Source organism: Variovorax sp. FW305-3-2-15-B-LB1 (assembly GCF_058787635.1).
The window spans coordinates 133,914-155,224 of sequence record NZ_JBYSZY010000007.1; the positions used below are offsets into that span (position 1 = coordinate 133,914).

20 protein-coding genes and 1 riboswitch are annotated in these 21,311 nt (G+C 69.4%); of the genes, 5 read left to right on the plus strand and 15 right to left on the minus strand.

Annotated features, from left to right (window positions below):
* Positions 1 to 117: 117 nt before the first annotated feature.
* From AC3WQR_RS06950 to AC3WQR_RS06970, 5 genes are read right to left on the minus strand one after another with little or no spacing between them, the layout of a single operon-like run.
* Positions 118 to 2,253, minus strand: a complete 2,136-nt coding sequence (locus tag AC3WQR_RS06950; RefSeq protein ID WP_492741538.1) for a TonB-dependent siderophore receptor — start codon at positions 2,251 to 2,253, stop codon at positions 118 to 120.
* A complete protein-coding gene (thiE, locus tag AC3WQR_RS06955) occupies positions 2,250 to 3,209 on the minus strand; it encodes a thiamine phosphate synthase (RefSeq protein ID WP_492741539.1) in 960 nt (319 codons plus the stop codon). Before thiE ends, AC3WQR_RS06950 begins: the two co-directional genes overlap by 4 nt.
* Complete coding sequence (locus AC3WQR_RS06960) at positions 3,206 to 4,015, minus strand: thiazole synthase (RefSeq protein ID WP_492741540.1); 810 nt, start codon at positions 4,013 to 4,015, stop codon at positions 3,206 to 3,208. The genes thiE and AC3WQR_RS06960 overlap by 4 nt, the downstream gene beginning before the upstream one ends.
* A gap of 38 nt (positions 4,016 to 4,053) precedes the next feature.
* Complete coding sequence (gene thiS / locus AC3WQR_RS06965) at positions 4,054 to 4,251, minus strand: sulfur carrier protein ThiS (protein ID WP_062472460.1); 198 nt, start codon at positions 4,249 to 4,251, stop codon at positions 4,054 to 4,056.
* Positions 4,252 to 4,271: 20 nt separating this feature from the next.
* Positions 4,272 to 5,378 carry an FAD-dependent oxidoreductase gene (locus AC3WQR_RS06970; protein ID WP_492741541.1) on the minus strand — a complete coding sequence of 369 codons (1,107 nt, stop codon included), beginning with the start codon at positions 5,376 to 5,378 and terminating at the stop codon, positions 4,272 to 4,274.
* A 35-nt stretch (positions 5,379 to 5,413) separates the two neighbouring features.
* On the opposite strand from AC3WQR_RS06970, the gene thiD reads away from it, so the two are divergent.
* On the plus strand, positions 5,414 to 6,262 hold the full coding sequence (thiD, locus tag AC3WQR_RS06975; RefSeq protein WP_492741542.1) for a bifunctional hydroxymethylpyrimidine kinase/phosphomethylpyrimidine kinase: 849 nt from the start codon (positions 5,414 to 5,416) through the stop codon (positions 6,260 to 6,262).
* On the opposite strand, the gene AC3WQR_RS06980 is transcribed toward thiD, so the two are convergent.
* Together AC3WQR_RS06980 and AC3WQR_RS06985 are read right to left on the minus strand one after the other, a co-directional pair.
* Complete coding sequence (locus AC3WQR_RS06980) at positions 6,207 to 7,547, minus strand: purine-cytosine permease family protein (RefSeq protein WP_492741543.1); 1,341 nt, start codon at positions 7,545 to 7,547, stop codon at positions 6,207 to 6,209. The genes thiD and AC3WQR_RS06980 overlap by 56 nt on opposite strands.
* A 76-nt stretch (positions 7,548 to 7,623) precedes the next feature.
* Positions 7,624 to 7,728: riboswitch (TPP riboswitch) on the minus strand.
* A 110-nt stretch (positions 7,729 to 7,838) separates the two neighbouring features.
* A complete protein-coding gene (locus AC3WQR_RS06985) occupies positions 7,839 to 8,294 on the minus strand; it encodes a MarR family winged helix-turn-helix transcriptional regulator (protein ID WP_062472473.1) in 456 nt (151 codons plus the stop codon).
* 136 nt (positions 8,295 to 8,430) lie between these two features.
* On the opposite strand from AC3WQR_RS06985, the gene AC3WQR_RS06990 reads away from it, so the two are divergent.
* Together AC3WQR_RS06990 and AC3WQR_RS06995 are read left to right on the plus strand one after the other, a co-directional pair.
* Positions 8,431 to 9,207: an enoyl-CoA hydratase gene (locus tag AC3WQR_RS06990; protein WP_492741544.1), complete on the plus strand. Its 777-nt coding sequence runs from the start codon at positions 8,431 to 8,433 to the stop codon at positions 9,205 to 9,207.
* A 1,496-nt stretch (positions 9,208 to 10,703) separates the two neighbouring features.
* Complete coding sequence (locus tag AC3WQR_RS06995; RefSeq protein WP_492741563.1) at positions 10,704 to 11,264, plus strand: adenylate/guanylate cyclase domain-containing protein; 561 nt, start codon at positions 10,704 to 10,706, stop codon at positions 11,262 to 11,264.
* Here the strand turns inward: AC3WQR_RS06995 and AC3WQR_RS07000 are convergent.
* Genes AC3WQR_RS07000 through AC3WQR_RS07010 form a run of 3 tightly spaced genes read right to left on the minus strand, consistent with a single transcriptional unit; the run spans position 11,238 to position 14,472 of the window.
* Complete coding sequence (locus AC3WQR_RS07000; RefSeq protein ID WP_492741545.1) at positions 11,238 to 12,212, minus strand: PDR/VanB family oxidoreductase; 975 nt, start codon at positions 12,210 to 12,212, stop codon at positions 11,238 to 11,240. The two genes, AC3WQR_RS06995 and AC3WQR_RS07000, sit on opposite strands and share 27 nt — an antisense overlap.
* Before the next feature lie 5 nt (positions 12,213 to 12,217).
* A complete protein-coding gene (locus tag AC3WQR_RS07005; protein WP_492741546.1) occupies positions 12,218 to 13,444 on the minus strand; it encodes a Rieske 2Fe-2S domain-containing protein in 1,227 nt (408 codons plus the stop codon).
* Positions 13,441 to 14,472 carry a Bug family tripartite tricarboxylate transporter substrate binding protein gene (locus tag AC3WQR_RS07010; protein WP_492741547.1) on the minus strand — a complete coding sequence of 344 codons (1,032 nt, stop codon included), beginning with the start codon at positions 14,470 to 14,472 and terminating at the stop codon, positions 13,441 to 13,443. The genes AC3WQR_RS07005 and AC3WQR_RS07010 overlap by 4 nt, the downstream gene beginning before the upstream one ends.
* A gap of 84 nt (positions 14,473 to 14,556) precedes the next feature.
* Between AC3WQR_RS07010 and AC3WQR_RS07015 the strand changes: the two genes are divergently transcribed.
* Positions 14,557 to 15,474, plus strand: coding sequence for a LysR family transcriptional regulator (locus AC3WQR_RS07015; protein WP_492741549.1), 918 nt, complete (start codon positions 14,557 to 14,559; stop codon positions 15,472 to 15,474).
* On the opposite strand, the gene AC3WQR_RS07020 is transcribed toward AC3WQR_RS07015, so the two are convergent.
* Positions 15,458 to 16,198: a TetR/AcrR family transcriptional regulator gene (locus AC3WQR_RS07020; protein ID WP_307588646.1), complete on the minus strand. Its 741-nt coding sequence runs from the start codon at positions 16,196 to 16,198 to the stop codon at positions 15,458 to 15,460. The genes AC3WQR_RS07015 and AC3WQR_RS07020 overlap by 17 nt on opposite strands.
* Positions 16,199 to 16,313: 115 nt before the next feature.
* On the opposite strand from AC3WQR_RS07020, the gene AC3WQR_RS07025 reads away from it, so the two are divergent.
* Entirely contained in the window at positions 16,314 to 17,615 is a 1,302-nt protein-coding gene (locus AC3WQR_RS07025; RefSeq protein ID WP_492741550.1) for an aspartate aminotransferase family protein, read from the plus strand.
* Here the strand turns inward: AC3WQR_RS07025 and AC3WQR_RS07030 are convergent.
* Genes AC3WQR_RS07030 through cysD form a run of 4 tightly spaced genes read right to left on the minus strand, consistent with a single transcriptional unit; the run spans position 17,602 to position 21,299 of the window.
* Positions 17,602 to 18,678, minus strand: a complete 1,077-nt coding sequence (locus tag AC3WQR_RS07030; protein ID WP_492741551.1) for an NAD(P)/FAD-dependent oxidoreductase — start codon at positions 18,676 to 18,678, stop codon at positions 17,602 to 17,604. The two genes, AC3WQR_RS07025 and AC3WQR_RS07030, sit on opposite strands and share 14 nt — an antisense overlap.
* The gene (gene fdxA / locus AC3WQR_RS07035) at positions 18,636 to 18,965 is read right to left on the minus strand and encodes a ferredoxin FdxA (protein ID WP_062472491.1); all 330 of its coding nucleotides are present in this window, start codon (positions 18,963 to 18,965) and stop codon (positions 18,636 to 18,638) included. The genes AC3WQR_RS07030 and fdxA overlap by 43 nt, the downstream gene beginning before the upstream one ends.
* A gap of 43 nt (positions 18,966 to 19,008) precedes the next feature.
* On the minus strand, positions 19,009 to 20,346 hold the full coding sequence (locus AC3WQR_RS07040; protein WP_062472493.1) for a sulfate adenylyltransferase subunit 1: 1,338 nt from the start codon (positions 20,344 to 20,346) through the stop codon (positions 19,009 to 19,011).
* Complete coding sequence (gene cysD, locus AC3WQR_RS07045) at positions 20,346 to 21,299, minus strand: sulfate adenylyltransferase subunit CysD (RefSeq protein ID WP_369629029.1); 954 nt, start codon at positions 21,297 to 21,299, stop codon at positions 20,346 to 20,348. The genes AC3WQR_RS07040 and cysD overlap by 1 nt, the downstream gene beginning before the upstream one ends.
* Positions 21,300 to 21,311 lie beyond the last annotated feature (12 nt).

Genomic DNA, 21,311 nt, shown 5'->3' on the forward strand with positions numbered 1-21,311 from the left:
GAACAAGCCTTAGATTATAGCGTGATTTTTGGGGCTTCCAAAACAACGCGGCGCCCGCGCAACGAATTCGTGGCAACGACACCGCGAAGACGAAGACGGAGCGCCCCGCTCATGTCGTCACATCGCGATGCTCACGCCCAGGCGCAGCGTGCGCGGCGCGCCCGGGAACAGGTAGACGTGGCTGAACTGGTAGGGCGATTCCTTCCAGTAGCGGCGATCGAACAGGTTGTCGACGGCCAGCGTCCAGCTCGTGGCCATGCCGGCCAGCTTGGTGTCGTAGCGCAGCACCGCATCCAGGCGCGTCCATGACGGCAGACGGATCGAGCCATCGGGCAGCACGTTGCGGCGGCCTTCGTACGACAGCTGTCCCGCAAGCTCGAGGCCTGGCACCGACGCGAAGCGGTACGCGGCCTGCGCGCGCAGCACCTGCTTGGGCACGTTGGTGGGCGCCTGTCCGTTGAGCTCGGGTGCGGCCGTGCTGCCGCGCCGCTTGGCGTCGATCAGCGCCACGCTGCCGCCCAGGCGCCAGGGGCCGCCGGTCCATTGCGCGCCGGCCTCGAGGCCGCGATGCACTGCGCGGCCGTCGTTGCGCACCGTGCAGGACGCGCCGCACAGGTCGAGGTTGGTCATCGGGCGCGAGATGTCGAACCACGCGAGTTGCCAGTTGAACGCCGCGTCGCCGCCCTTCAGGCCGAGCTCCCATTGGCGCGATTGCAGTGCGGGCAGTGCCTCGCCCGCGTTCGCGTACTGCGAGCTCTTGTTCGGCACGACCTGCGATTCGACGCCCTTGCCCCAGCTCGCATAAGCGAGCAGTCCGGGCTGGATCGTGTAGCTGGCCGCGATCCACGGTGTGGTGATGCTGTCGCTGTAGCCGGTGGGGCGCGAGCCGTCGGTGCGGATGCTGTCGCGCGACAGCCGCGTGTGCCGCGCGCCGATCCAGGTCGTGAAGCGGTCGTTCCAGCGGATCGCGTCCTGCACCGACAGCTCGGTCGAGCGCTCGTTGCGGTTGGTGTTCGCGTCGGTCAGGCGCGGGTCGGCCGGCGTCATCGCGGTGGCCCAGATGTTGCCGGTGCCGACGTAGTTATAGGCCTGGTCCTGGAAGCGGTTGCGCACGCGGCTTTGCAGCAGGCCGAAGCCCAGCTCGTGCCGCACGCTGCCTGTCATCACGTTGCCCTTGAGGTTCAGGCTGCCCGCGGTCTGCGTGCGACGCTCGTTCTCGCTGCGGAAGTCGTACACGTCGAAGGTGCCGTCGGAACAGTAGCGGTCGTAGTTGCCTTCGGCGCCGCAACCGAAGGCGTAGGCCAGCCGGTCGTCGGTCTTCAGGCGCTGCTGGCCGATCTGCGCGCTCCAGCGCCAGTCGGCATTCAGCGCCTGGCTGAAGCGCACCGTGCCGGTCAGCGCCTTGAACACCGAGGGCTGCGACCACGGCTGGTTGTTGAGGTTGATGCGTGGATCGACCGGCGCGGGCAGCACGCTGCCCAGCAGGCTGTAGCCGTTCTGGCTCGGCTGTGTCTTGCGGCTTTGCTCGATCTCGAATTCGAGCACCGAGTCGCGCGTGATGCGCCAGTCGGCCGCGAGCGAGAACAAGTTGCGGTTGCCGTCGAGGTTGTGGGTCAGCGGCTTGAGGTTTTCGCTGGCCACGTTGAGTCGATAGCCGAACTGGCGGCTCTCGCCGAAGCGGCCGCCGAGGTCGAGCGCGCCGAGCACGCTGCCGCGGCTCGTTGTCTCGATGCGCACCGTGCGCAGGTCCTGCTCGGTCGGGCGCTTGACCACGTAGTTGACGAGCCCGCCCGGCGCGCTGGTGCCGGCCTGGATGCCGCTGGTGCCGCGCAGGATCTCGATGCGCTCCTTGTTGTCCAGCGGGATCGCCGTCTCGGCGCTGATCGGCAGGCCTTCGCGCCGGTAGTTGAAGCGGTTGTCGAGCACGAAGCCGCGCACCGTGAGGTAGTCCCAGTAGCCGGCGGAGTTGTAGGCGTCGGTGACCGAGGCGTCGAACTGGGTCAGGTCGGCGAGGCGGCGTGCACCGCTGCTGCGCAGCTGCTGGCTGTCGATGATCGTGGCCGACAGCGGCAGCTCGCGCAGCGGCACATCGCCGAAGCCGCTGATCTCGGCCTGCGGCGCGGCGGCGCCGTCGTTCACGGTGACCTCGGGCAAGGCCTGCGATTGCGCATGCGCGCCGCAAGCACTGAAAGTGAGAAGGGCGGCGGCAAGCGCGCGCGAAAGCGGGGAGGGCGAGAAAAGTCGAGCGTTCATTCTGTGCGTTCAGGGGAACCGGGGGCGGCGTGCATCGCCGTCATCCATTGCGCGGCCGTGGCCTCGGGATCGTCGGCGGCCACCAGCGCGCGCACCACGGCGACCGAGCCGACGCCGGTGGCGAGCACCTCGGGCAGCCGCACGGCATCGACGCCGCCGATGCCCACCTGCGGGTAGCCGCGCAGCAGGCGCGCGTAGGCCGCGAGCCGCGCCACGCCCTGCGGCGCGGTCGCCATCTTCTTGAGCGTGGTCGGGTAGATGGCGCCCATCGCGATGTAGCTCGGGCTCACCGCGTCGGCGCGCACCATCTCGGCGTAGCCATGGGTGCTCACGCCGAGCCGCAGGCCCGAGGCGCGCAGTTGCTGCAGTTCATCGGGCGACAGCGCGTCGAGGTCTTCCTGTCCGAGGTGGATGCCGTAGGCGCCGGCCGCGATGGCGACCTGCCAGTGGTCGTTGATGAAGAGCAGCGCACCCGTGCCGCGCACCGCATCGACGGCGGCCTGCACTTCGCGCGCGACGGCCTCGGCGTCGTCCGACTTGAAGCGCAGCTGCACCGTCGGCACGCCGGCGCGCGCCATGCGGCCGACCCATGCCGCGTCGGGCAGCACGGCGTAGAGGCCGAGCCGTTCGGGGCAGGGCGGAAAGGCGTCGGCGCGCACGGTCGGCGGAAACGGGCCCATGCCGAAATCGACCGGCGCATCGGGCCATGCCGACGCGTCGAACTGGCTGAGCCGTTCGGTCTGCGCGCGCCACGCATGAGCGAGGCATTCGGCGTCGATCTCGATGAAGCCGAGTGCGGTGCAGGCCTGCTTCGCGCCACGGTAGACAGCGTCGTCCGACGTAAAGCGCGGTGCGCCGCTCACGGGCGTGGACGTGGCGGCGCCGAAGCGCAGGCCGTGGGCCGCGACGATGGCTTGTGCCACGGCGCGGGCGTTGGAGGTGTCGATGGCGTTCATGGTGCGTGGTGCCAGAAGGGTGTGCCGAGCACGGGCGTGCTGGGCTGCGCGGCGTCCTGCGCGGCCATCGCACCGGCGCGGTAGGCGGCGCGGCCGGCCTGCACCGCATCGGCGAACGCGCCGGCCATGGCGACCGGCTCCTGTGCGAGCGCGACGGCGGTGTTGAGCAGCACGCCGTCGTAGCCCCACTCCATCACCTGGCACGCATGCGAGGGCAGGCCGAGGCCCGCGTCGACCAGCATCGGCACCTTCAGCCGCTCGCGCAGCAGGCGCAGCGCATACGGGTTGACCGGCCCGCGCCCGGTGCCGATGGGCGCGGCCCACGGCATCACGGCCTGGCAGCCGACATCGACGAGGCGCTGGCACAGCACGAGGTCTTCGGTGCAGTACGGCAGCACGTGGAAGCCGTCGCGGATCAGCTGCGACGCCGCATCGACGAGGTTCAGCGTGTCGGGCTGCAGCGTGTAGTCGTCGCCGATGAGCTCGAGCTTGATCCACGGCGTGTCGAACAGCTCGCGCGCCATCTGCGCGGTGGCGATCACCTCCTGCACGCTGTGGCAGCCGGCGGTGTTGGGCAGCACCGGCACGGCCAGCTTGCGCAGCAGCTCCCAGAAGCCGTTGCCGAGGTCGCTGTTGCCGGAGCCCTGGCTGGCGGTCTGGCGGCGCAGCGAGGCGGTCAGCATCGCGGGTTGGGCGCGCTGTACGGCGGCTTCGAGCACGTGGGGCGACGGGTAGCGCGCGGTGCCCAGCAGCAGGCGGCTGTGGAAGGTCTGGCCGTAGAGGACCAGGGGATCGGGATTGGTCATGGTTGTCGTCTCCATCGTCTTGTCTCTGGTGCGTTCGTTCAGCCGCCGGTCACCGGCCGGATCACCTCGACGCGGTCGTCGGCGTGCAGCGGGTGCGTGGCATAGGCCGAGCGCGGCACGAACTCGCGGTTCACCGCCACCGCGAAAGGCGGCACGGCCTGCAGCACGGCCAGCGCGTCGGCGAGCAGCGCGCCCTCGGGCAGCGTGCAGGGCTTGTCGTTGATCAGGATGTTCATCGGGGTCGTCGTTGTTCTCGTCATGCGTCGGGCACGTCCATGCCGAAGCTGTGTGCGAGCGTGGCGCGGCCGTGCGCCAGCAGTTCCATTGCCGCGTCGAGCAAGGCGGGCGCGATCATGAAACCGTGGCGGTACAGGCCGTTGATCTGCAGCACGCGCGGCTGCGGCTGGCGAATGGCGGGAAGGTTGTCGGGCAGCGTGGGCCGGCATTGCGTCGCGATCTCGACGATGCGCGCCTCGGCAAAACCGCTGTGCACCGCGTAGGCCGCGCTCAGCAGCTCGAGCGTGGAGCGCACGCTGGCGGGCGACAGGTCGTCCGACTCGATCTCGGTCGCGCCGATCACGAACAGGTGATCGGGCTTGGGCGCGATGTACAGCGGGTAGCGCGGATGCACGAGGCGCGTGGGGCGCTGCAGCGTGACCTCGGGCGCATGCACGCGGATCACCTCGCCGCGCACGCCGCGCAGCGCGTTCCATTGCGGCTTGGCGCCGAGGCCGCGGCAGTCGATCACCCAGTCGGGCTGGCCCGCCATGCCGGGTGAAAAGTCGGAAGGCGCGCGTGGCGACTGCCAGTGCAGCGTCACGCGCGCATCGGCTTCGAGCGTGGCGCGCAGCGACGCCAGCAGCGCACGGTTGTCGAGCTGGCCTTCGCCCGGCAGGTACAGGCCACGGGCGAAGCGCGTGCCCAGCGAGGGCTCCAGCGCGGCGATGGCGGCGGGCGTGCCGAGTGCCTGCATCGGCGCCAGCTCGGGCACCTGCGCACCGGTGCGCGCCAGCACGCCCGCGAGCCGCGTGGCCTCGGCGGCGTCCTGCCGGTGCCACAGCACCAGCGTGCCTTCGCGCTGGAAGAACACGGGCTGTGCCAGCGGCGCCAACAGCTCGGGCCAGCGCGACAGCGCGTGCTGGCCCATGCGCACGACCGACACCGGCGCGACGGCCGATTCGGCCAGCGGCGCGAGCATGGCCGCGGCCACGCGCGCGGCCGCGCCTTCGGCTTCGGGGCTGCCGGCTTCGTACAGGTCGACGCGGCAGCCGGCGCGCGCCAGCTCGACCGCGAGCAGGCGGCCCATCAGGCCCGCGCCGAGGATCGCCGCCGAGCCGAAAGGCAGGGGATGCGGTGTGCTCATGCGGCGCCTCCGTCGGCTCGCCGATAATTTTCGACATGACCCAAGCACCCACCCAGCGCTACGCACGCGTGCTCTCCATCGCCGGCTCGGACAGCGGCGGCGGCGCCGGCATCCAGGCCGATCTCAAGACCTTCGCGGCCCTCGGCTGCTACGGCATGACGGCCATCACCGCGCTCACCGCGCAGAACACGGTGGGCGTCTCGGGCATCCACGGCGTGCCGCCCGACTTCCTGAAGGCGCAGATCCAGGCGGTGGTGGAAGACATCGGCGTCGACGCCGTCAAGCTCGGCATGCTGCACGCGCCCGAGGTGGTCGAGGTAGTGGCCTGGGCCATCGACCGCTACCAGCTGAAGAACGTGGTGCTCGACCCCGTGATGATCGCCACCAGCGGTGACCGCCTGATCGCGGCCGAGACCGTGCAGGTGCTCGTGCGCGAACTGTTCCCGCGCGCCGTCGTGGTTACGCCCAACCTCGACGAAGCCGCCTTGCTGGTCGGCCATGCCATCGGCGGCATCGACGCACTCGACGGCGCGGCCGACGAACTGCTCGCGCTCGGCGCGAAGGCCGTGCTGCTCAAGGGCGGCCACCTGCCCGGCGACGAAGTGGTCGACGTGCTGCTGGAGCGCAGCGGCGCGCGCAAGCGGCTCGCGTCGCAACGCATCGCCAGCCGCAACCTGCACGGCACCGGCTGCACGCTCTCGTCGGCCATCGCCGCGCACCTGGCACTGGGCCTGGCGCTGCCCGAGGCGGTCGAGCGCGCACGCGCGTACATCCTCGGCGCGATGCGCGCCGGTGCGAATGTGCAGGTCGGTGCGGGCCATGGTCCGCTCAACCACGGCTTTGCGCCAGTGCCGACCCACCGCTTGCCGCTGTCGGCCGGCTGAGCCAGGCCAGAACGAAGGTCGCCGCCAGCGTCGGCAACGCCGAGCCGAACTGCGGCGCCCACTTGGCGAGCGCGTGGTAGGCCGCGATGCCCGCGAGCCAGATCAGCGCCGCGCCCCAGTCGATGGTGCGCGTGCCGTTCGCCGACACGGCACTTCCGCTGCCCAGCCGTCCGAGGATCACGCCGTACAGCGGCACGAACACCGAACTCAGCAGCAGCAGGAAGGGTTCGAGCGTGTGCATTGGCAGCACCAGCGCCAGGCCGATGCACAGCACCGCCAGCAGCAGGCCCCAGCGCTTCACGCTCCAGCGCGGCAGCAGGCTGTGCGTGGACACCGAGCCCGAGTACACGTCGCCGTAGGCGTTGTCGAGTTCGTCGATGAGGATCAGGCCCAGCGCCACCAGCCCGCCCTGGGCCAGCAGCAGCGCCATGACGAGGCTGGTGCCCGGCTCGGCCACGCTCACCACCATCACGCCCAGCGCGTAGCACCAGATGTTGGCGAGCGCGTAGCCGATCCAGGTGCCACTGAACGCGCTGCCCAGGCCGCCCCCGGCGCTGCGCTTGCCGTGGCGCGCGTAGTCGGCCACCAGCGGCAGCCACGATACCGGCATCGCAATGACCAGGTCGAGCGCGCTGAACATGCCCATGCTGCCGTTGCCCGGCCGCGCCCAGAAGGCGTCCAGGCCCTTGGCGTGCAGCTGCGTCGCGAACTGCCAGCTGAGCCACAGCAGCGACAGCACCACCAGCGGCAGGCCGAAGCGGCTCACGAAGCGGCGCACCAGCTTCACCATCGAGCCCGCGAGCAGCGCCAGCAGCACTGCGCCCCACAGCAGCGTGGTCAGCACACCGCCCCAGGCCGTGCCCAGCGCGGCGCCGAAGGCTTGCTGCCCGATGGCCTGCGTGCCCTCGCGCATGATCACGAGTTCGAAGGTGGTCCAGCCCACCAGCTGCACGATGTTGAGCAGCACCGGCAGCCGCGCGAAGGCGCTGCCGTAGGTGGCGTGCATCAGGCCGGCGCTGGCCAGCCCGGTTTCGCAGCCCAGCCGCGCGGTCCAGGCCAGCAGCCCGGCGCCGAGCAGCGAGCCGAGCACGATGGCCAGCGCCGCGTCGCGCGTGCCCACGGCCGGCACCAGGTAGGCGCCGATCTGCATCACCAGCAGCCCCACGCCGAGGCTGAACCACAGCGAGGCGTGGTCGTGCCAGCCGAAGACGCGCCGGGAGGCGGGCAGGGGCGTGAGCGCTTCGTTGCCGGACGAAGCGGAACTGTCGTTGTCGTTGTGTGCCATCCGTTTGCTCCAGTGCAAAAGGTTTGGCAGGTGGGCGAGGCTCCAGTGGCGCGGCCGTCGCGCGAGACAACGCGACAGGCCACCGGACCAGCTTCCCTGCGCGAGGATTACCTCAGTCAGGTTCAAAGGGACTTTCTCAGCCACACCGGTCGAAACCGGTGCAGCACCCCTAGCGAAATGTCATTTTAGGCGCGTGTGTCGCAGACGCACCGAAAAGTTCCTGCGCACGGAAGAATCCGGCCACGACGGGCCTTGCATCCGCCGCACCGATGGCGTGCCGGGACCGAGGGCCTATTCCTCGTGCTTTCCCGCGCCCTCGGCGGAAAAATTCTCGACCACCGATTCGAGCCACCGGCCGACGATTGCCATCTCTTCGTCGCTGAAACCCTGGGTCAGCCGTGCGTTCAACGCGCCGAGCCCGGCCTTTGCACGCTGTCCGGCAAGCCGTCCTTCCTCGGTCTGGTACAGGCGGAATGCGCGCCCGTCGTTCGGGTCTTGCGCGCGGGTCAGGTAGCCGGCCTTTTCGAGCCGGGCGGCAAGGCCGGACATGGCCGGGGCACCGATGTTCAGTGCCTGCGCGACTTCTCCCGTCAGGGCGCCATCGTTGGTCGACAGGAAAAACATCGTGCCGGCCTGGGCTGCCGACAGCGCGGGCAGGGCGTCGCCGCGGGTTTCTTTCCAGCGCTGCACCGCCCGCTGGGCGACGTTCAGAAGAAACACCAGCCTGTATTTTTTTTGAGCTTTCATCGGATTCCTGTGGCCTGAGCGAAGGCGCGGCAGGTTACATCTTATCCGTATTTATTTCGCACGCGAAGCATATACTTCGCATGCGAATTAAATGCCATCCCTCTCGCACGGTGCGAGAGGGCAACCAGGAGAACCTATGACCGAATACGTGACCGTCGAATCCACCCAGGGTGTCCTGACCCTCACGCTGGCCAGGCCGGAGAAGATGAACGCACTGACCAATGCGATGTATGGCCGCCTGGCCGATGCCATCGCGGGCGCCGAGAGCGACCCGTCCGTCCGGGCCATCGTGATGCGAGGCGAAGGTGGCATGTTCACCTCGGGCAACGACCTGGGCGAATTTGCTGCCGTGGCTGCCGGGAAGGCCGGCAACGAAGAGCGCCATGTCGCCCGCTTCCTGCGTGCGTTGGCGAGTTCAACGCGCCCGGTGATTGCGGCGGTCAACGGACGCGCAGTCGGCGTGGGGACCACCTTGCTGTTGCACTGCGACTTCGTCGTGCTGGCTGAGGATGCGCTGCTGTCCACGCCGTTCGTCAACCTGGCGCTGGTTCCCGAAGCGGCGTCGAGCCTGCTGCTGCCTGCCCGCATCGGCCACGTTCGTGCCTACGAGATGTTTGCGCTGGGCCTGCCGGTGTCCGCTGCGCAAGCCTTGGCCTGGGGCATCGCGAACCGGGTCGTGCCTGTGTCGGACCTGCACGGCGAGGCGCAGAAGGTTGCCGAGCTGCTCGCCAGCCGTGCCGCGGGCTCGTTGAAGCTGACGAAGGGCCTGATGAAGCAGGGCGCGGCCGTTGCAGCCCAGATGGACCTCGAAGGCGCGCAGTTCGTGGAGCGCCTCCAGAGTCCCGAAGCGCGCGAAGCCTTCACGGCGTTCGCCGAGAAGCGGGCCCCTGACTTCTCAAAGACTGTGGCGTAGCGGCAAGCGGGCCGGTCATCGTCCAGATGTCGGCCGACCCGTGATGCGCCGGGCCGCGGGCCCCCGGCCCGGGTGAGAATCTCCGCCACGAGGGCGCCTTCGAATGCCCTGGAGGCTCCCCGCACATGACAGACGACCGCAAGCACCCGGAACCACCGGCCTCATCGCCCGCACCCCACGCGCGGCTGCGGCGCTTCCGGGTCGATGTCGGCACCATCATCTGCGCGGTCGCGCTGCTGCAGTCGCTGCTGCTGGTGGCCTTCGGCTACTGGGGCGCGGAGAAGCTGGTGTCGAAGGTGGGCGAGTCGGCGCACAAGGTCAACCACGACCGGGTCGAGGACAACATCCTCGCCTTCCTGGCCAAGACCGAGGGCCTGGTGCGCGCCATCGCCCACACGCCCGACCTGCACCCGGCGGGCCACGACGGCGAGCAGACCGCCGAGCTGCTCTGGGCCGCGCTGGAACAGACACCCGAAATCGACAGCATCGGCGTGGGCAGCGACGACGGCCATTTCTTGATGGCCATGCGCCACCCCGCGCCGGTGGTGAGGCAGGTGCTGCGCGAGAAAGACTTCAGCACCGAGACCTGGGAGTACAAGTCGCCGCCCGACAGCGACGGCGACGAAGACCCGCGGCGGCGCTATGAGACGACGCGCATCGAGGCCTTTCGCAGCGAAGACGACCCGGTGCACCAGGACTGGTTCACGCAGGCCGAGAAGGCGCAGCGCGCCGTGTGGACTGCGCCCTTCGTGCTGCCCTCGATGAAGGAACTGGGCGTGAGCCACGCGCGGCCGAGCCGGCGGCAGGACGAGGAGGGCGTCACGCAGACGATCGTGGCGGTCGCCAGCGTGTCGCTCGGGCATCTCTCCAACCTCGTGCGCCTGTTCGGCGGCACGGGCCACGGCCACAGCGCGCTGTTGAGTGCCGACCACCACGTGATCGCGCGCAGCGACCACCCGCATTCCGTGCGCGTGCTCGAAGACCCGGACGAGGGCGTGCTCGGTGCGCTGCACACCCACATGCTGGCCAACGGCAGCCGCGGCTGGACCGAGGACATGGCCTTTGCCCTCGTGCACGAGGGCACCCACTACCAGGTGCAGACCTCGCGCATTCCGGCCACCGACTGGCATCTGGTCAGCTGGGAGCCCGAAGAGGCGTTGCTGGGCGCGCTGCATCGCAATGTGCTGTGGTCGCTGCTGCTGGTGCTGGCGTTCCTGGCGATCGCGCTCTTCATTTCGCTGCGCCTGTCGAAGCTGGTGACCGCGCCGATCGAGAACCTCTCGCGCACGGCGCGGCGCATCGGGCGGCTGGAGCTCGACGACCTGCCGCGCGAGTCGAGCCGCGTGCTCGAGATCCAGCACCTGAACCAGGCGCTGGACGAATCCGCGCGCAGCCTGCAGGCCTTTCGCAAGTTCGTGCCGGTGGACGTGATCCGCCAGCTCATCGCCGAAGGGCACGCACTCGAACCCAACGGTTCGCCGCGCCGCATCACCGCGATGTTCACCGATGTGGAAGGCTTCACGGCCATCGCGGAATCGATGCCGGCCGACGTGCTGATGCGGCAGCTGACCGACTACTTCAACCTCGCCACCCGCGTGTTCGCGCGCCACGGCGGCGTGATCGACAAGTTCATGGGCGACGGCATCATGGTGCTGTGGGGCGCGCCCACCGACCTGCCCGACGCGGAGTACCGCGCCTGCGTGGCGTCGCTCGAACTGCACGCCGAGATGACCGAGCTCAACCGTCGCTGGCAGACCGAGGGCCTGCAGCCTTTTCGCACGCGCATCGGCATGCACACCGGCATCGTGATCGCCGGGGTGCTCGGCTCGAGCGACCGGCTGTCGTACACGGCGCTGGGCGACGTGATCAATGCGGCCAGCCGCATCGAGGGCACCAACAAGCAACTGGGCACGCGCACGCTGATGTCCGAGGCGACCTTCGAAGGCCTGGGGGGGCGCCTGGCCACGCGGCGCATCGAGGAGCAGATCGAGCTGCGGGGGCGGCAGACGCGGATGGTGCTCTACGAGCTGCTAGAGGTCGAGCACCAACCTCGGTGAGCGGGCCCGCGAGCAGCAGGGCAGGAAGCAGTCGTTGGCCGCCTGCTCGGCGGGTGTCAGGTAGAGGTCGTGGTGAGCGACCTCGCCCGCGAGCACACGCGTGAGGCAGGTGCCGCAGACGCCCTGCGCGCACGAGACCGGGATCTCGATGCCCTCGGCGGCGAGCGCGTCCAGCACGGTCATCGTCGCGGGGATATGGACGACGCGGCGCGAGCGGTGCAGTTCGACCTCGAAGCTGCCTTGTCCATCGGCCCGCGGTGCGGCGCCCGAGAACGATTCGAAGTGCACCTGTGCGTCGGCCCAATGCAGGGCGCGCGCGGTCGTGCGCACGGCCTCGAGAAAGCCCGAGGGGCCGCAGACATAGACGTGTCGGCCCGGCGCTGGACTGCCGAGGGTGGCGGCGAGGTCGAGGTGCTGCGCGCGCGGGCCGTCGTCGTGGTGAAAGAACACCTTGTCTGCGAACGCGCTGTCTTCGAGCCGCCGCCGGTAGGGTGCGCGCGCCGCCGAGCGGCTGCAGCAGTGCAGCGCGAAGTCGGCCCCCAGCGTGGCCAGCCGCTGCGCCATCGACAGCAGCGGCGTCACGCCGATGCCGCCGGCCAGCAGCAGGCTGTGCGTTGCGCTTTCGTCGAGCGCAAAGAGGTTGCGTGGCGGGCCGATCTGCAACACCGAGCCTTCATGGACGATGTCATGCATGGCCCGCGAGCCGCCGCGCGAGGCGGCGTCGCGCAACACGCCAATCTCGTAGTGCCCCTCGTCGCCAGGGGCCGATGCGTTGCACAGCGAATACTGGCGCACGAGCCCGCCGGGCAGTGCGACGTCGATGTGCGCGCCCGCCGTGAAGGCCGGCAAGCGCTCGCCATCGACGGGTACCAGCCTGAAGCCGGCCACGCCCTCGGCCTCGACCGTCTTGCGTGCCACCCGCACCGCGATGCCTGCGCCGCCCGACACGCCATTCATTCCTTGGGCACGAGGAAGTTTCCGGCCTCGAACTGCACGGGCGGGGCCGCGGGGTCGAAGCTCACGCCGGCCGGGTCGCGGCCTTCGCGCAGCGCGTCGAGCTGGCGTTGCAGCAGCCGGCGCAGCATCACGATGCCGCGGTCGGACGAGGCCAGGTGCTCTTCCGAATGCGCCGTGATGGCGCCCTGGCTCACCTGCGCCTCGTAGTCGCCGGGGAAGGCGCGGTGCTCGGCCTCGCTCAGCTCCTCCCACAGCTTGCCGTTCAGGCGCGAGCGCACGCGGGCGAGATCGCCCGGGGTTTTCACGCGGCCGACGGTGTAGATGCGAAAGCTCTGGTCGTCGATCGGCAGCACCCAGCCGATCGACTCGACGCGTCCGTAGGCGGCCACGCGCGGGTTGGGCACCACGCGCAGCGTCGGCAGCACGGGGCCGGCCACGCGGCGGAAGGTGCTGCCGTCTTCGAGCGTACGGATCGAGGTGATCGTCACGCCGGTCTCGGTGCTCTCGAAACTCACGTCGGGCATCTGACCCATCAGCGCCACGAACTGCGTGCCGCTGAAGCTGCCGTGCAGCACGGGCACGTGGAAGGGGTCGGCCACGTTCTCGTAGTGCTGCAGCCAGTTGCACGGAATGACCTGCGGCCCGCCGCCGCCGATGCTGTTGCCGTCGGCTTCCAGGGTCTCGCCGTCGTCCATGGTTTCGAGGCAGTCGTAGCGTGGCAGCACGGGCTTCTTCTCGGCCGGGCCGAGGTAGGCCCAGACCAGGCCGTACTGCTCCTGCACCGGGTACCAGGGCTGGCGCACGCGGCCGCGGCTGCGCGCGCCGCCATCGGGTTCGCAGGGCTGGTCGACGCAGTGGCCCTGCACGTCGAACATCCAGCCGTGGTAGCAGCAGCGGATGCCTTCTTCTTCCACGCGCCCGTAGTAGAGCGACGCTCCGCGGTGCGCGCAGCGCCAGTGCACAAGGCCCGCGCGACCTTTCTTGTCGCGGAACAGGATGAGGTCTTCGCCCAGCACGCGCACCTGGCGCGGCGTGTCGGTGGCGTCGGCGGCCAGGCCGATGGGGTGCCAGTAGCGGCGCAGCAGCTCGCCCATGGGCGTGCCCGCGCCGACCTCGGTCAGCTCGGGTTTGTGGCTCGGCGCCTTGCGGCCGTAGGCGGTACCGGTGTCGAAGGCGATGGGTTGCCACTCGGACGTGGCGGAAGGCGGGACAACGGCGCTCATTCGGGGGTGACTCCTGCGGCCTTGATCAGGTCCGCCACGCGGGGAAAGTCGGCCTTGTAGCCGGCACGGAATTCGGCGGGCGTGCTGCCCAGCGGCTCGAAGCCGTAGCCGGCCAGCCGCTCCTGGATGTCGGGCAGCTTCGTGATCTCACGCAGCGCGAGCGACCATTCGTCGAGCACGGGCTGCGGCGTGCGGGCGGGCGCGTACACGCCGATCCAGCTGTCGAGGTCGAAGCCAGCGAAGCCTTGCTCGGTGAAGGTCGGCACGTTGGGCATCGAGCGCACGCGCTGGCGGCCCGTGATGCCCAGCACCTTGATGCGCCCAGCCTGGGCGAGTCCGCGCGCCGTCGCGGGGTTGGCCCAGGCCACGCCCAGTGCCTCGCCGAACATGTCGTTGTGCGCGGCGGCTTCGGCCTTGTAAGGCACATGCACCAGGTCGATGCCGTTCTGGCGTGCCAGCAGTTCGCCGAACAGGTGCGCGTTGGAGCCGTTGCCCCAGGTGCCGTACGAAACGCCGGGGTGCGCCTTGGCGTAGGCCACGAACTCGCGCACGGTGGAGAAGGGCGCCGAGGCGCGGGCGACCAGCATCGGGCCGCCTGTGGCCAGCTGCGACAGCGGCTCGAAGTCTTTCACCGGGTCGTAGGGCAGCTTGGGCTGCAGCACCACGTTGTTGATGTGCGTGAGCGGCAGCGTGAGCAGCACCGTGTAGCCGTCGGGCGCGGCCTTGGCGACGGCGTCGGCCGCGATGGTGCCGCTGGCGCCGGGGCGGGCCTCGACGATCACCGGCTGGTTCCAGCGCGCCTTGAGCTTCTCGGCGTAGACGCGGGCGATGGCGTCCATCGGTCCGCCGGGCGAGCCGAAGGGCACGATGCGCACCACGCGGTTGGGAAAGGGCGCGGGTTGCGCGAAGGCGGGGCCGGCGGCGAGGGCCGCGATGCCGGCACCGAGCACACCGAGTGCATGGCGGCGCGTGGTGCATGTCTTGTCCGCCGCATGTGCTTCGGGCGGCGAGGGTCTGAACCGATTCATCGTGTCTCCAGTCGTGTTGTACTTGTGCGCTGGACGATACGGACAGCCTGCCCCGCGGGCAATTCGAAGCTTTGAATATGAGATATGGCCCAACGTGATATCCGCAGCCTCGACGTCGGCATGCTGCGGACCTTCGATGCCCTGATGCGCGAACGCAGCGTGTCGCGCGCGGCGACCCGGCTCTTCCTGAGCCAGCCGGCGGTGAGTGCCTCGCTCAACCGGCTGCGCGACACCTTCGGCGATCCGCTGTTCACGCGCACGGCCCACGGCGTGGAGCCCACCGCGCGCGCCCATGCGTTGGCCGGCCAGGTCGAGCGCGTGCTGGCCGACCTGTCGGCGATGCTGGAGCCCGGCGAGGGCTTCGAGCCGGCGGCGTCGCAGCGCATCTTTCGCATCTCGGGCAGCGACTACGCCAGCCACCTGCTGCTGCCGACGCTCGCCAACGAACTCGTGGCCTGCGGCTCGCGCATCCGCCTGCACTGGGAGACCAGTTCGTTCCTCACGCTCACCGAACGCCTGCGCAAGGGCGACTTCGACGTGGCGGTGCTGCCGCGCCTGCAGCCGCCGAGCGATTGCGAATCGGCGCTGCTGTACGAGGACCGCTACGTGGTCGCGGTGCGGCGCGGCCACCCGACGCTGGGCGAGGCGGCCACGCTCGACGCTTTCTGCGAAGCGCCGCACGTGTTCCTGGGCTACGGCAGCTCGGCGCTGGACGACCTCATCGACCAGGTGCTGGCGCGGCAAGGGCGCACGCGCAGCATGCGCGTGGCGATGACCAGCTTCGGCCAGATCGTCGACCTGCTGGCGCAGACCGACCATGTCGCCGTGCTGCCGCTGCGCGTGGCCGAGCGCTTTCGCGATCGCCTCGCGGTGCACCCGTTGCCCTTCGAGCTGCTGGGCTACCGCTCGGTCGTCTGCTGGAACCGCCGCTCGAACTCGGATGCGGGCGTGCTGTGGCTGAAAGACGCGCTGCTGCGCATTGCGCTCACTGCGCCGGCTTGAGCCTGCGTGCGAAGGCTTCCAACCCGTCGATCGTGATCTGGATGTGCCGCTCGAAGCTGCTGTCGAGCGGCACGGTGGTGCCGTTGTCCCAGCGCAGGATGAAGGCCTTGTTGGCCAGCTGCGGCAGGTGGCGCGCAAGCACGGGGTGGTCGAGCGGGCGGATCGTGTGGACGCGCTCGCGCAGCTCTTCGGCCCAGGCCTGCGTGTTGTCGGCGGGCAGGGGCGAGAACTCCATCGTCAGGAAGCCCAGCATCGCGGCGATCACGCAGTTGTAGGCCTCGCGCAGCGGCTCGCCGTCGAAGCCGGCCTCGGTCAGCGCCGCCAGCACGCCTTCGACCAGCTCGGTCGGCAGGCTGCCGTTCGACACCAGCTGCGCTCCGAGCAGCTGCGCGACGTTCGGGTGCTGCCGCACCGCGGCGCGGCAGCGGTGGAACAACTCGGCGATCCAGTCCTGCCAGGCGAGCGTGCCTTTGGGCGGCGTGACCTGCGCCATGACCGTGGCGGCGACTTCGGCGAGCAGGGCCTCGCGCGTGCTGACATGCCAGTGCACCGTGGCCGGGTACACGCCGAGCTGCGCCGCGATCTCTCGCATGCTGAAGGCGCCGAGGCCGAAGGCGTCGATGTGCGCCAGCGCGGCTTCGGCGATGCGCTGCTTCGACAGTGCCGCACCGCCGGCAGGGCGGCCGGCCGTCCGGGGGCGAGGCTCGGGGACTTTTTTCTTCATGGATGCGGCCATTGTGCAGCGGGTGAATTGATTGTATAAATATTATTAATTGAGCATTGATCAATTAAACGGGCCGAGCGCTCCCGGCACGTTCCACTCTCAAAGGATGTCTCCCATGACGACCGCCATCGATCAGGCCCTGGCCGAGGCCCATCAACGTTTCACCGACGGCAACCCCGAAAGCCTGCGCCGCTTCGAGGCACAGACGCGCTACATGCCCGGCGCCAACAGCCGATCGGTGCTGTTCTATGCACCGTTCCCGCTCACCATCGCCAAGGGCGAGGGGGCGACGCTCTGGGACGCGGACGGCCATCGCTACACCGACTTCATCGCCGAGTACACGGCTGGCGTCTACGGCCACTCGGCGCCAGAGATCCGCGAGGCGGTCATCGAGGCGATGCAGGGCGGCATCAACCTCACGGGCCACAACCTGCTCGAAGGCCGGCTCGCGCAGACGATCTGCGAGCGCTTTCCGCAGGTCGAGCAGCTGCGCTTCACCAACTCGGGCACCGAGGCGAACCTGATGGCGCTCACGGCCGCGCTGCGCTTCACGGGGCGGCGCAAGATCGTCGTGTTCTCGGGCGGTTATCACGGCGGCGTGCTCGGCTTCGGCGACCAGCCGTCGCCGACCACCGTGCCCTTCGACTTCCTCGTGCTGCCCTACAACGACGCGGACACGGCGCGCGCGCAGATCGACGCGCTCGGTGCGGACATCGCTGCCATCCTGGTCGAGCCGATGCAGGGCGCGAGCGGCTGCATTCCGGGCGGGCGCGACTTCCTGCAGGCATTGCGTGATGGGGCTACGCGGGTCGGGGCGTTATTGATCTTCGACGAGGTGATGACGTCGCGGCTGGGGCCGCACGGGCTGGCGAACGGGCTGGGCATCCGGTCCGACCTCACGACGCTGGGCAAGTACATCGGTGGCGGCATGTCCTTCGGCGCCTTCGGTGGGCGAGCCGACGTGATGGCGCAGTTCGACCCGCGCACCGGCGCGCTTGCGCACTCAGGCACCTTCAACAACAACGTGATGACGATGGCGGCCGGCTATGCGGGCCTCACGCAGCTGTTCACGCCGAAGGCGGCAGAGGCATTGGCCGAGCGCGGCGAGGCGATGCGGTCACGGCTCAATGCGCTGTGCGAACACGAGGGTGTCGCGATGCAGTTCACCGGCGTGGGCTCGCTCATGAATGCGCATTTCCTGCGGGGCGAGGTGCGGCGCGTGGCCGACCTGGCGGCGGTGGACGGGCGCTTGCGGCAGCTGCTGTTCTTCCACCTGATGGACCAGGGGATCTACACCTCGCGGCGTGGATTCGTCGTGCTCTCGCTGCCGTTGTCGGCGCAGGATATCGACCGCTACGTCGCCGCCGTGGGCAGCTTCATCGAGGCCTACCGGCCGCTGCTGCTCAGCGCGGGGTAGTGCCCGCCACGCCCAGCAGCTCGTGCAGGCGCGTGCTGGTGGTCGTGTACTGCAGCGGGATCGCCTTGCCCGGAAACACCCGCGCGGCAGCGCCCCAGGCCGCCAGCGTGGCCTCGTGGAAGCCGCAGACGATGAGCTTCTTCTTGCCCGGGTAGGTGTTGATGTCGCCCACCGCGAACACGCCGGGCTCGCGGGTTTCGTACTTCTCGGTGCCGACGGGCACCTGCTTGCGTTCCAGCTCGAGGCCCCAGTCGGCGATGGGGCCCAGGCGCGGCGAAATGCCCAGGCAGGCGACCAGCGCGTCGAGCGGCAGGTCGACCGTGGTGGCGTCGGGCGTGGTGATCTGCAGTTGCTTGCCGTCGAAGGCGCTCGGCTGGCCGACCCGGAAGGCCAGCTTGCCGTCGGCCACGAGGGCGCGCATGGCGGCCACGTTCGCCTCGTCGGCCTGGAAGCCGTCGCGGCGGTGGACCAGCGTGACCTGCCTGGCCAGGGCTGTGAGGGTGATGGCCGTTTCCAGCGCGATGTCGTCGCCACCGTTGACCACGACCGTCTGGCCGGCGAAGCGGTCGAGCGAATCGGGGTGATAGAACAGCGTCGAGCCTTCGAACTGAGCGATCCCGTCGACGGTGATGCGCTTGGGCACGAAGGCGCCGACGCCGGCCGCGATGAACACGGTCTTCGCAAGGAAGGCGGTGCCGGCCGAGGTGGTCAGCAGCAGGCGGTCGTCGGTCTGGCGGGCCAGGGTAGAAACCTGCTCGCCGAAGTGGAATTGCGGCTTGAACGGCGCCACCTGCTGCAGCAGCGACTGCGCCAGATCGCGCCCGCTCGTGACCGGGGTGCCGGGAATGTCGTAGATCGGCTTGTGGCCGTACAGCGCCACGCACTGGCCGCCCGCGGCGGGCAGCGCATCGACGATGTGGCAGGAAATCTCGAGCAGGCCCAGCTGGAAGGCCTGGAACAGGCCGACCGGACCGGCGCCGATGATCAGCGCGTCGGTCTCGATCGGTGCGGGCGCCTGGCTCAGCGCACGAGCTCCGAGATCTTGCCTGTCTTGTCCTTCCACTCTTCAGCTTCGGGCAGGGCGGGCTTGCGCTTGGTGATGCTCTTCCAGCCGTCGGCCAGGGCCAGCTCGGCGTTCAGCTTGATGAAGGCGATCTGGTCGGCCGGCAGGTCTTCCTCGGCGTAGATCGCATTGACCGGGCATTCGGGGATGCAGACGGCGCAGTCGATGCATTCATCCGGGTCGATCACCAGCATGTTGGGACCTTCGCGGAAACAGTCGACGGGGCAAACGTCCACGCAGTCGGTGTATTTGCAACGGATGCAGGCTTCGGAGACGACGTGGGTCATTTGTCTTTTAGCGTCAGGAGAAGGGGCTGGAAAACCCTAGATTTTAGGCCTTTGCGGCGGGCGGCTGCACGAGCACGGCGGCGGAGGTGCGATGAGAGGCCGTATCGACCAGCACCAGCGACCCCAGCGCACGCGATTGGGCGAAGGGCAGGACGGCCAGCGGCTGCTGCAGCGCGAGCACCACGTCGCCGATGGAATTGGCTTCCAGCTGGGTCGCCGGCTCGGATTCGAGGGTGGTGATGTTCACGCGATCGACGATGCGCGCCACCTTGGCCTTGACCCAGCGGTGGCCCTGCAGCGCCCAGTACACGCGGCCCGCGACCAGCGGCTCGTCGTCGAGCCAGGCCACGGTGGCGGTGATTTCGCGCACGGGCTCGAAGGCCTCGGGCGCCAGCAGCCAGTCGCCGCGCGACACGTCGAGTTCGCGGTCGAGCACGATGCCGGCGCTGTGGCCTGCATGTACGGTCTTCGGCTGGCGCGTGTGGCTCAGCACCTGCGCCACGGTGGCGGTCTGGTTGCTGGGCAGCACCGTGACGCGCTGGCCGGGCTCCACATGGCCCGAGGCGACGCGGCCCCAGAACACGCGGCGGCCCTGCGAGGTGTCGGCCGAGGCCGAGAACTTCTCGACCCACTGCACCGGGAAGGCGAAGGGCACGGCTTCGTCCTGCGCGGTCACGGGCAGGTCTTCGAGCAGCTCGAGCAGGCTCGGGCCTTCGTAGCCGACCCAGTCGGCATGGCGCGTGGCCACGTTCCAGCCCTTGAGGGCCGAGATCGGCACGATGGCTGCGACCTTCACGCCGGCCGCTTCGGCAAAGGCGTTCAGCGCGGTCGAGATGCGCTCGAAGGCGAGGGCGGCGTCGTCGATGGCGTCGAGCTTGTTGACCGCGAACACGATCGACTGCACGCGCAGCAGGTGGGCCAGCAGCGTGTGGCGGCGCGTCTGCGGCAGCAGCTCGCGCTTGACCACGGTGCCGTCTTCGACCTCGGCGGCCCAGGCCAGCTTGGTGGCATCGACCAGCACCACGGCCGCGTCGGCGGCCGAGACGGCCGTGACCATGTTGCGCGTGTACTGTTCGTGGCCCGGCGCGTCGCCGATGATGAACTTGCGCTTGGCGGTCGAGAAGTAGCGGTAGGCCACGTCGATCGTGATGCCTTGCTCGCGCTCGGCCGAGAGGCCGTCGGTCAGCAGGGCCAGGTCGGTTTCGCCGCCGCGCTGCACGCCGGCCAGTTGGTCCTGCAGCACGGTCTTGCTGTCGACCAGCAGGCGGCCGATGAGCGTGCTCTTGCCGTCATCGACCGAGCCGCAGGTGATGAAGCGCAGGGCGGTGCCGGTGTCGCCGTGGACGTCGGACGTGGCGGGGGTTGCGATCGTTGCGCTCATCAGAAGTAACCGTCTTTCTTGCGTTTTTCCATCGAAGCTTCGGACGTCATGTCGTCCATGCGCGTGGCGCCGCGCTCGCTGACGTCGACCGACAGCGTCTCCAGCACCACGTCGCCCGCGCCTGCGGCCAGGCTCTCGACCGGGCAGGTGGTGGTGATGTCGCCCACGGTGCGAAAGCGCACGTCGCGCACCTGCACGGTCTCGCCGTCGCGCGGCGGCGTGAGTTCGGTCACCGGCACCAGCAGGCCGCGGCGCTCGACCACTTCGCGCTTGTGCGTGTAGTAGATCGACGGCAGGCCGACGTTCTCGCGCTCGATGTATTGCCACACGTCGAGTTCGGTCCAGTTGGAGATCGGGAACACGCGGAAGTGTTCGCCCGGGGCCAGGCGCGTGTTGAACAGCGTCCACAGCTCGGGGCGCTGGTCCTTGGGTTGCCATTGGCCGAAGCTGTCGCGGTGCGAAAAGATGCGCTCCTTGGCGCGGGCCTTTTCCTCGTCGCGGCGGGCGCCGCCGATCAGCGCGTCGAAGCGGAATTCTTCGATCGCTTCGAGCAGCGTCACCGACTGGTGCGCGTTGCGCGATTCGCCCGGGTGGGCCAGGCGCACGGTGCCGCGTTTCATCGAGTCTTCGACGCTGCGCACGATGAGTTCGGCGCCCAGTTCTTTCGCGCGCTGGTCGCGGTAGGCCGTCACTTCGGGGAAGTTGTGGCCGGTGTCGATCATCAGCAGCGGGTAGGGAATGCGGCCGGCGCCGAAGGCTTTTTCAGCGCACTTGAGCAGCACCAGCGAGTCCTTGCCGCCCGAGAACAGCAGGGTGGGGCGCTCGAAGGCGGCGGCCACTTCGCGCAGGATGAAAATGGTTTCTTCTTCCAGCGCGTCGAGGTGCGTGTTGGACAGGTTCGCGGGTGAATGCATGGGCGGCTGCAGCAGGTCGGCTTCGGTACGGGCGTTCATCGGATGGGTCCT

What these genes read in the sequence shown, in the direction of transcription:
- AC3WQR_RS07020 (WP_307588646.1), bottom strand. Translation starts at nt 16,198, where the DNA reads ATGAAGAAAAAAGTCCCCGAGCCTCGCCCCCGGACGGCCGGCCGCCCT.
- AC3WQR_RS06995 (WP_492741563.1), top strand. Translation starts at nt 10,704, where the DNA reads ATGTTCACCGATGTGGAAGGCTTCACGGCCATCGCGGAATCGATGCCG.
- AC3WQR_RS06985 (WP_062472473.1), bottom strand. Translation starts at nt 8,294, where the DNA reads ATGAAAGCTCAAAAAAAATACAGGCTGGTGTTTCTTCTGAACGTCGCC.
- AC3WQR_RS07040 (WP_062472493.1), bottom strand. Translation starts at nt 20,346, where the DNA reads ATGAGCGCAACGATCGCAACCCCCGCCACGTCCGACGTCCACGGCGAC.
- AC3WQR_RS07010 (WP_492741547.1), bottom strand. Translation starts at nt 14,472, where the DNA reads ATGAATCGGTTCAGACCCTCGCCGCCCGAAGCACATGCGGCGGACAAG.
- AC3WQR_RS06960 (WP_492741540.1), bottom strand. Translation starts at nt 4,015, where the DNA reads ATGACCAATCCCGATCCCCTGGTCCTCTACGGCCAGACCTTCCACAGC.
- thiD (WP_492741542.1), top strand. Translation starts at nt 5,414, where the DNA reads ATGACCCAAGCACCCACCCAGCGCTACGCACGCGTGCTCTCCATCGCC.
- AC3WQR_RS06970 (WP_492741541.1), bottom strand. Translation starts at nt 5,378, where the DNA reads ATGAGCACACCGCATCCCCTGCCTTTCGGCTCGGCGGCGATCCTCGGC.
- AC3WQR_RS07015 (WP_492741549.1), top strand. Translation starts at nt 14,557, where the DNA reads ATGGCCCAACGTGATATCCGCAGCCTCGACGTCGGCATGCTGCGGACC.
- AC3WQR_RS06950 (WP_492741538.1), bottom strand. Translation starts at nt 2,253, where the DNA reads ATGAACGCTCGACTTTTCTCGCCCTCCCCGCTTTCGCGCGCGCTTGCC.
- thiS (WP_062472460.1), bottom strand. Translation starts at nt 4,251, where the DNA reads ATGAACATCCTGATCAACGACAAGCCCTGCACGCTGCCCGAGGGCGCG.
- AC3WQR_RS07005 (WP_492741546.1), bottom strand. Translation starts at nt 13,444, where the DNA reads ATGAGCGCCGTTGTCCCGCCTTCCGCCACGTCCGAGTGGCAACCCATC.
- thiE (WP_492741539.1), bottom strand. Translation starts at nt 3,209, where the DNA reads ATGAACGCCATCGACACCTCCAACGCCCGCGCCGTGGCACAAGCCATC.
- cysD (WP_369629029.1), bottom strand. Translation starts at nt 21,299, where the DNA reads ATGAACGCCCGTACCGAAGCCGACCTGCTGCAGCCGCCCATGCATTCA.
- AC3WQR_RS06990 (WP_492741544.1), top strand. Translation starts at nt 8,431, where the DNA reads ATGACCGAATACGTGACCGTCGAATCCACCCAGGGTGTCCTGACCCTC.
- fdxA (WP_062472491.1), bottom strand. Translation starts at nt 18,965, where the DNA reads ATGACCCACGTCGTCTCCGAAGCCTGCATCCGTTGCAAATACACCGAC.
- AC3WQR_RS06980 (WP_492741543.1), bottom strand. Translation starts at nt 7,547, where the DNA reads ATGGCACACAACGACAACGACAGTTCCGCTTCGTCCGGCAACGAAGCG.
- AC3WQR_RS07025 (WP_492741550.1), top strand. Translation starts at nt 16,314, where the DNA reads ATGACGACCGCCATCGATCAGGCCCTGGCCGAGGCCCATCAACGTTTC.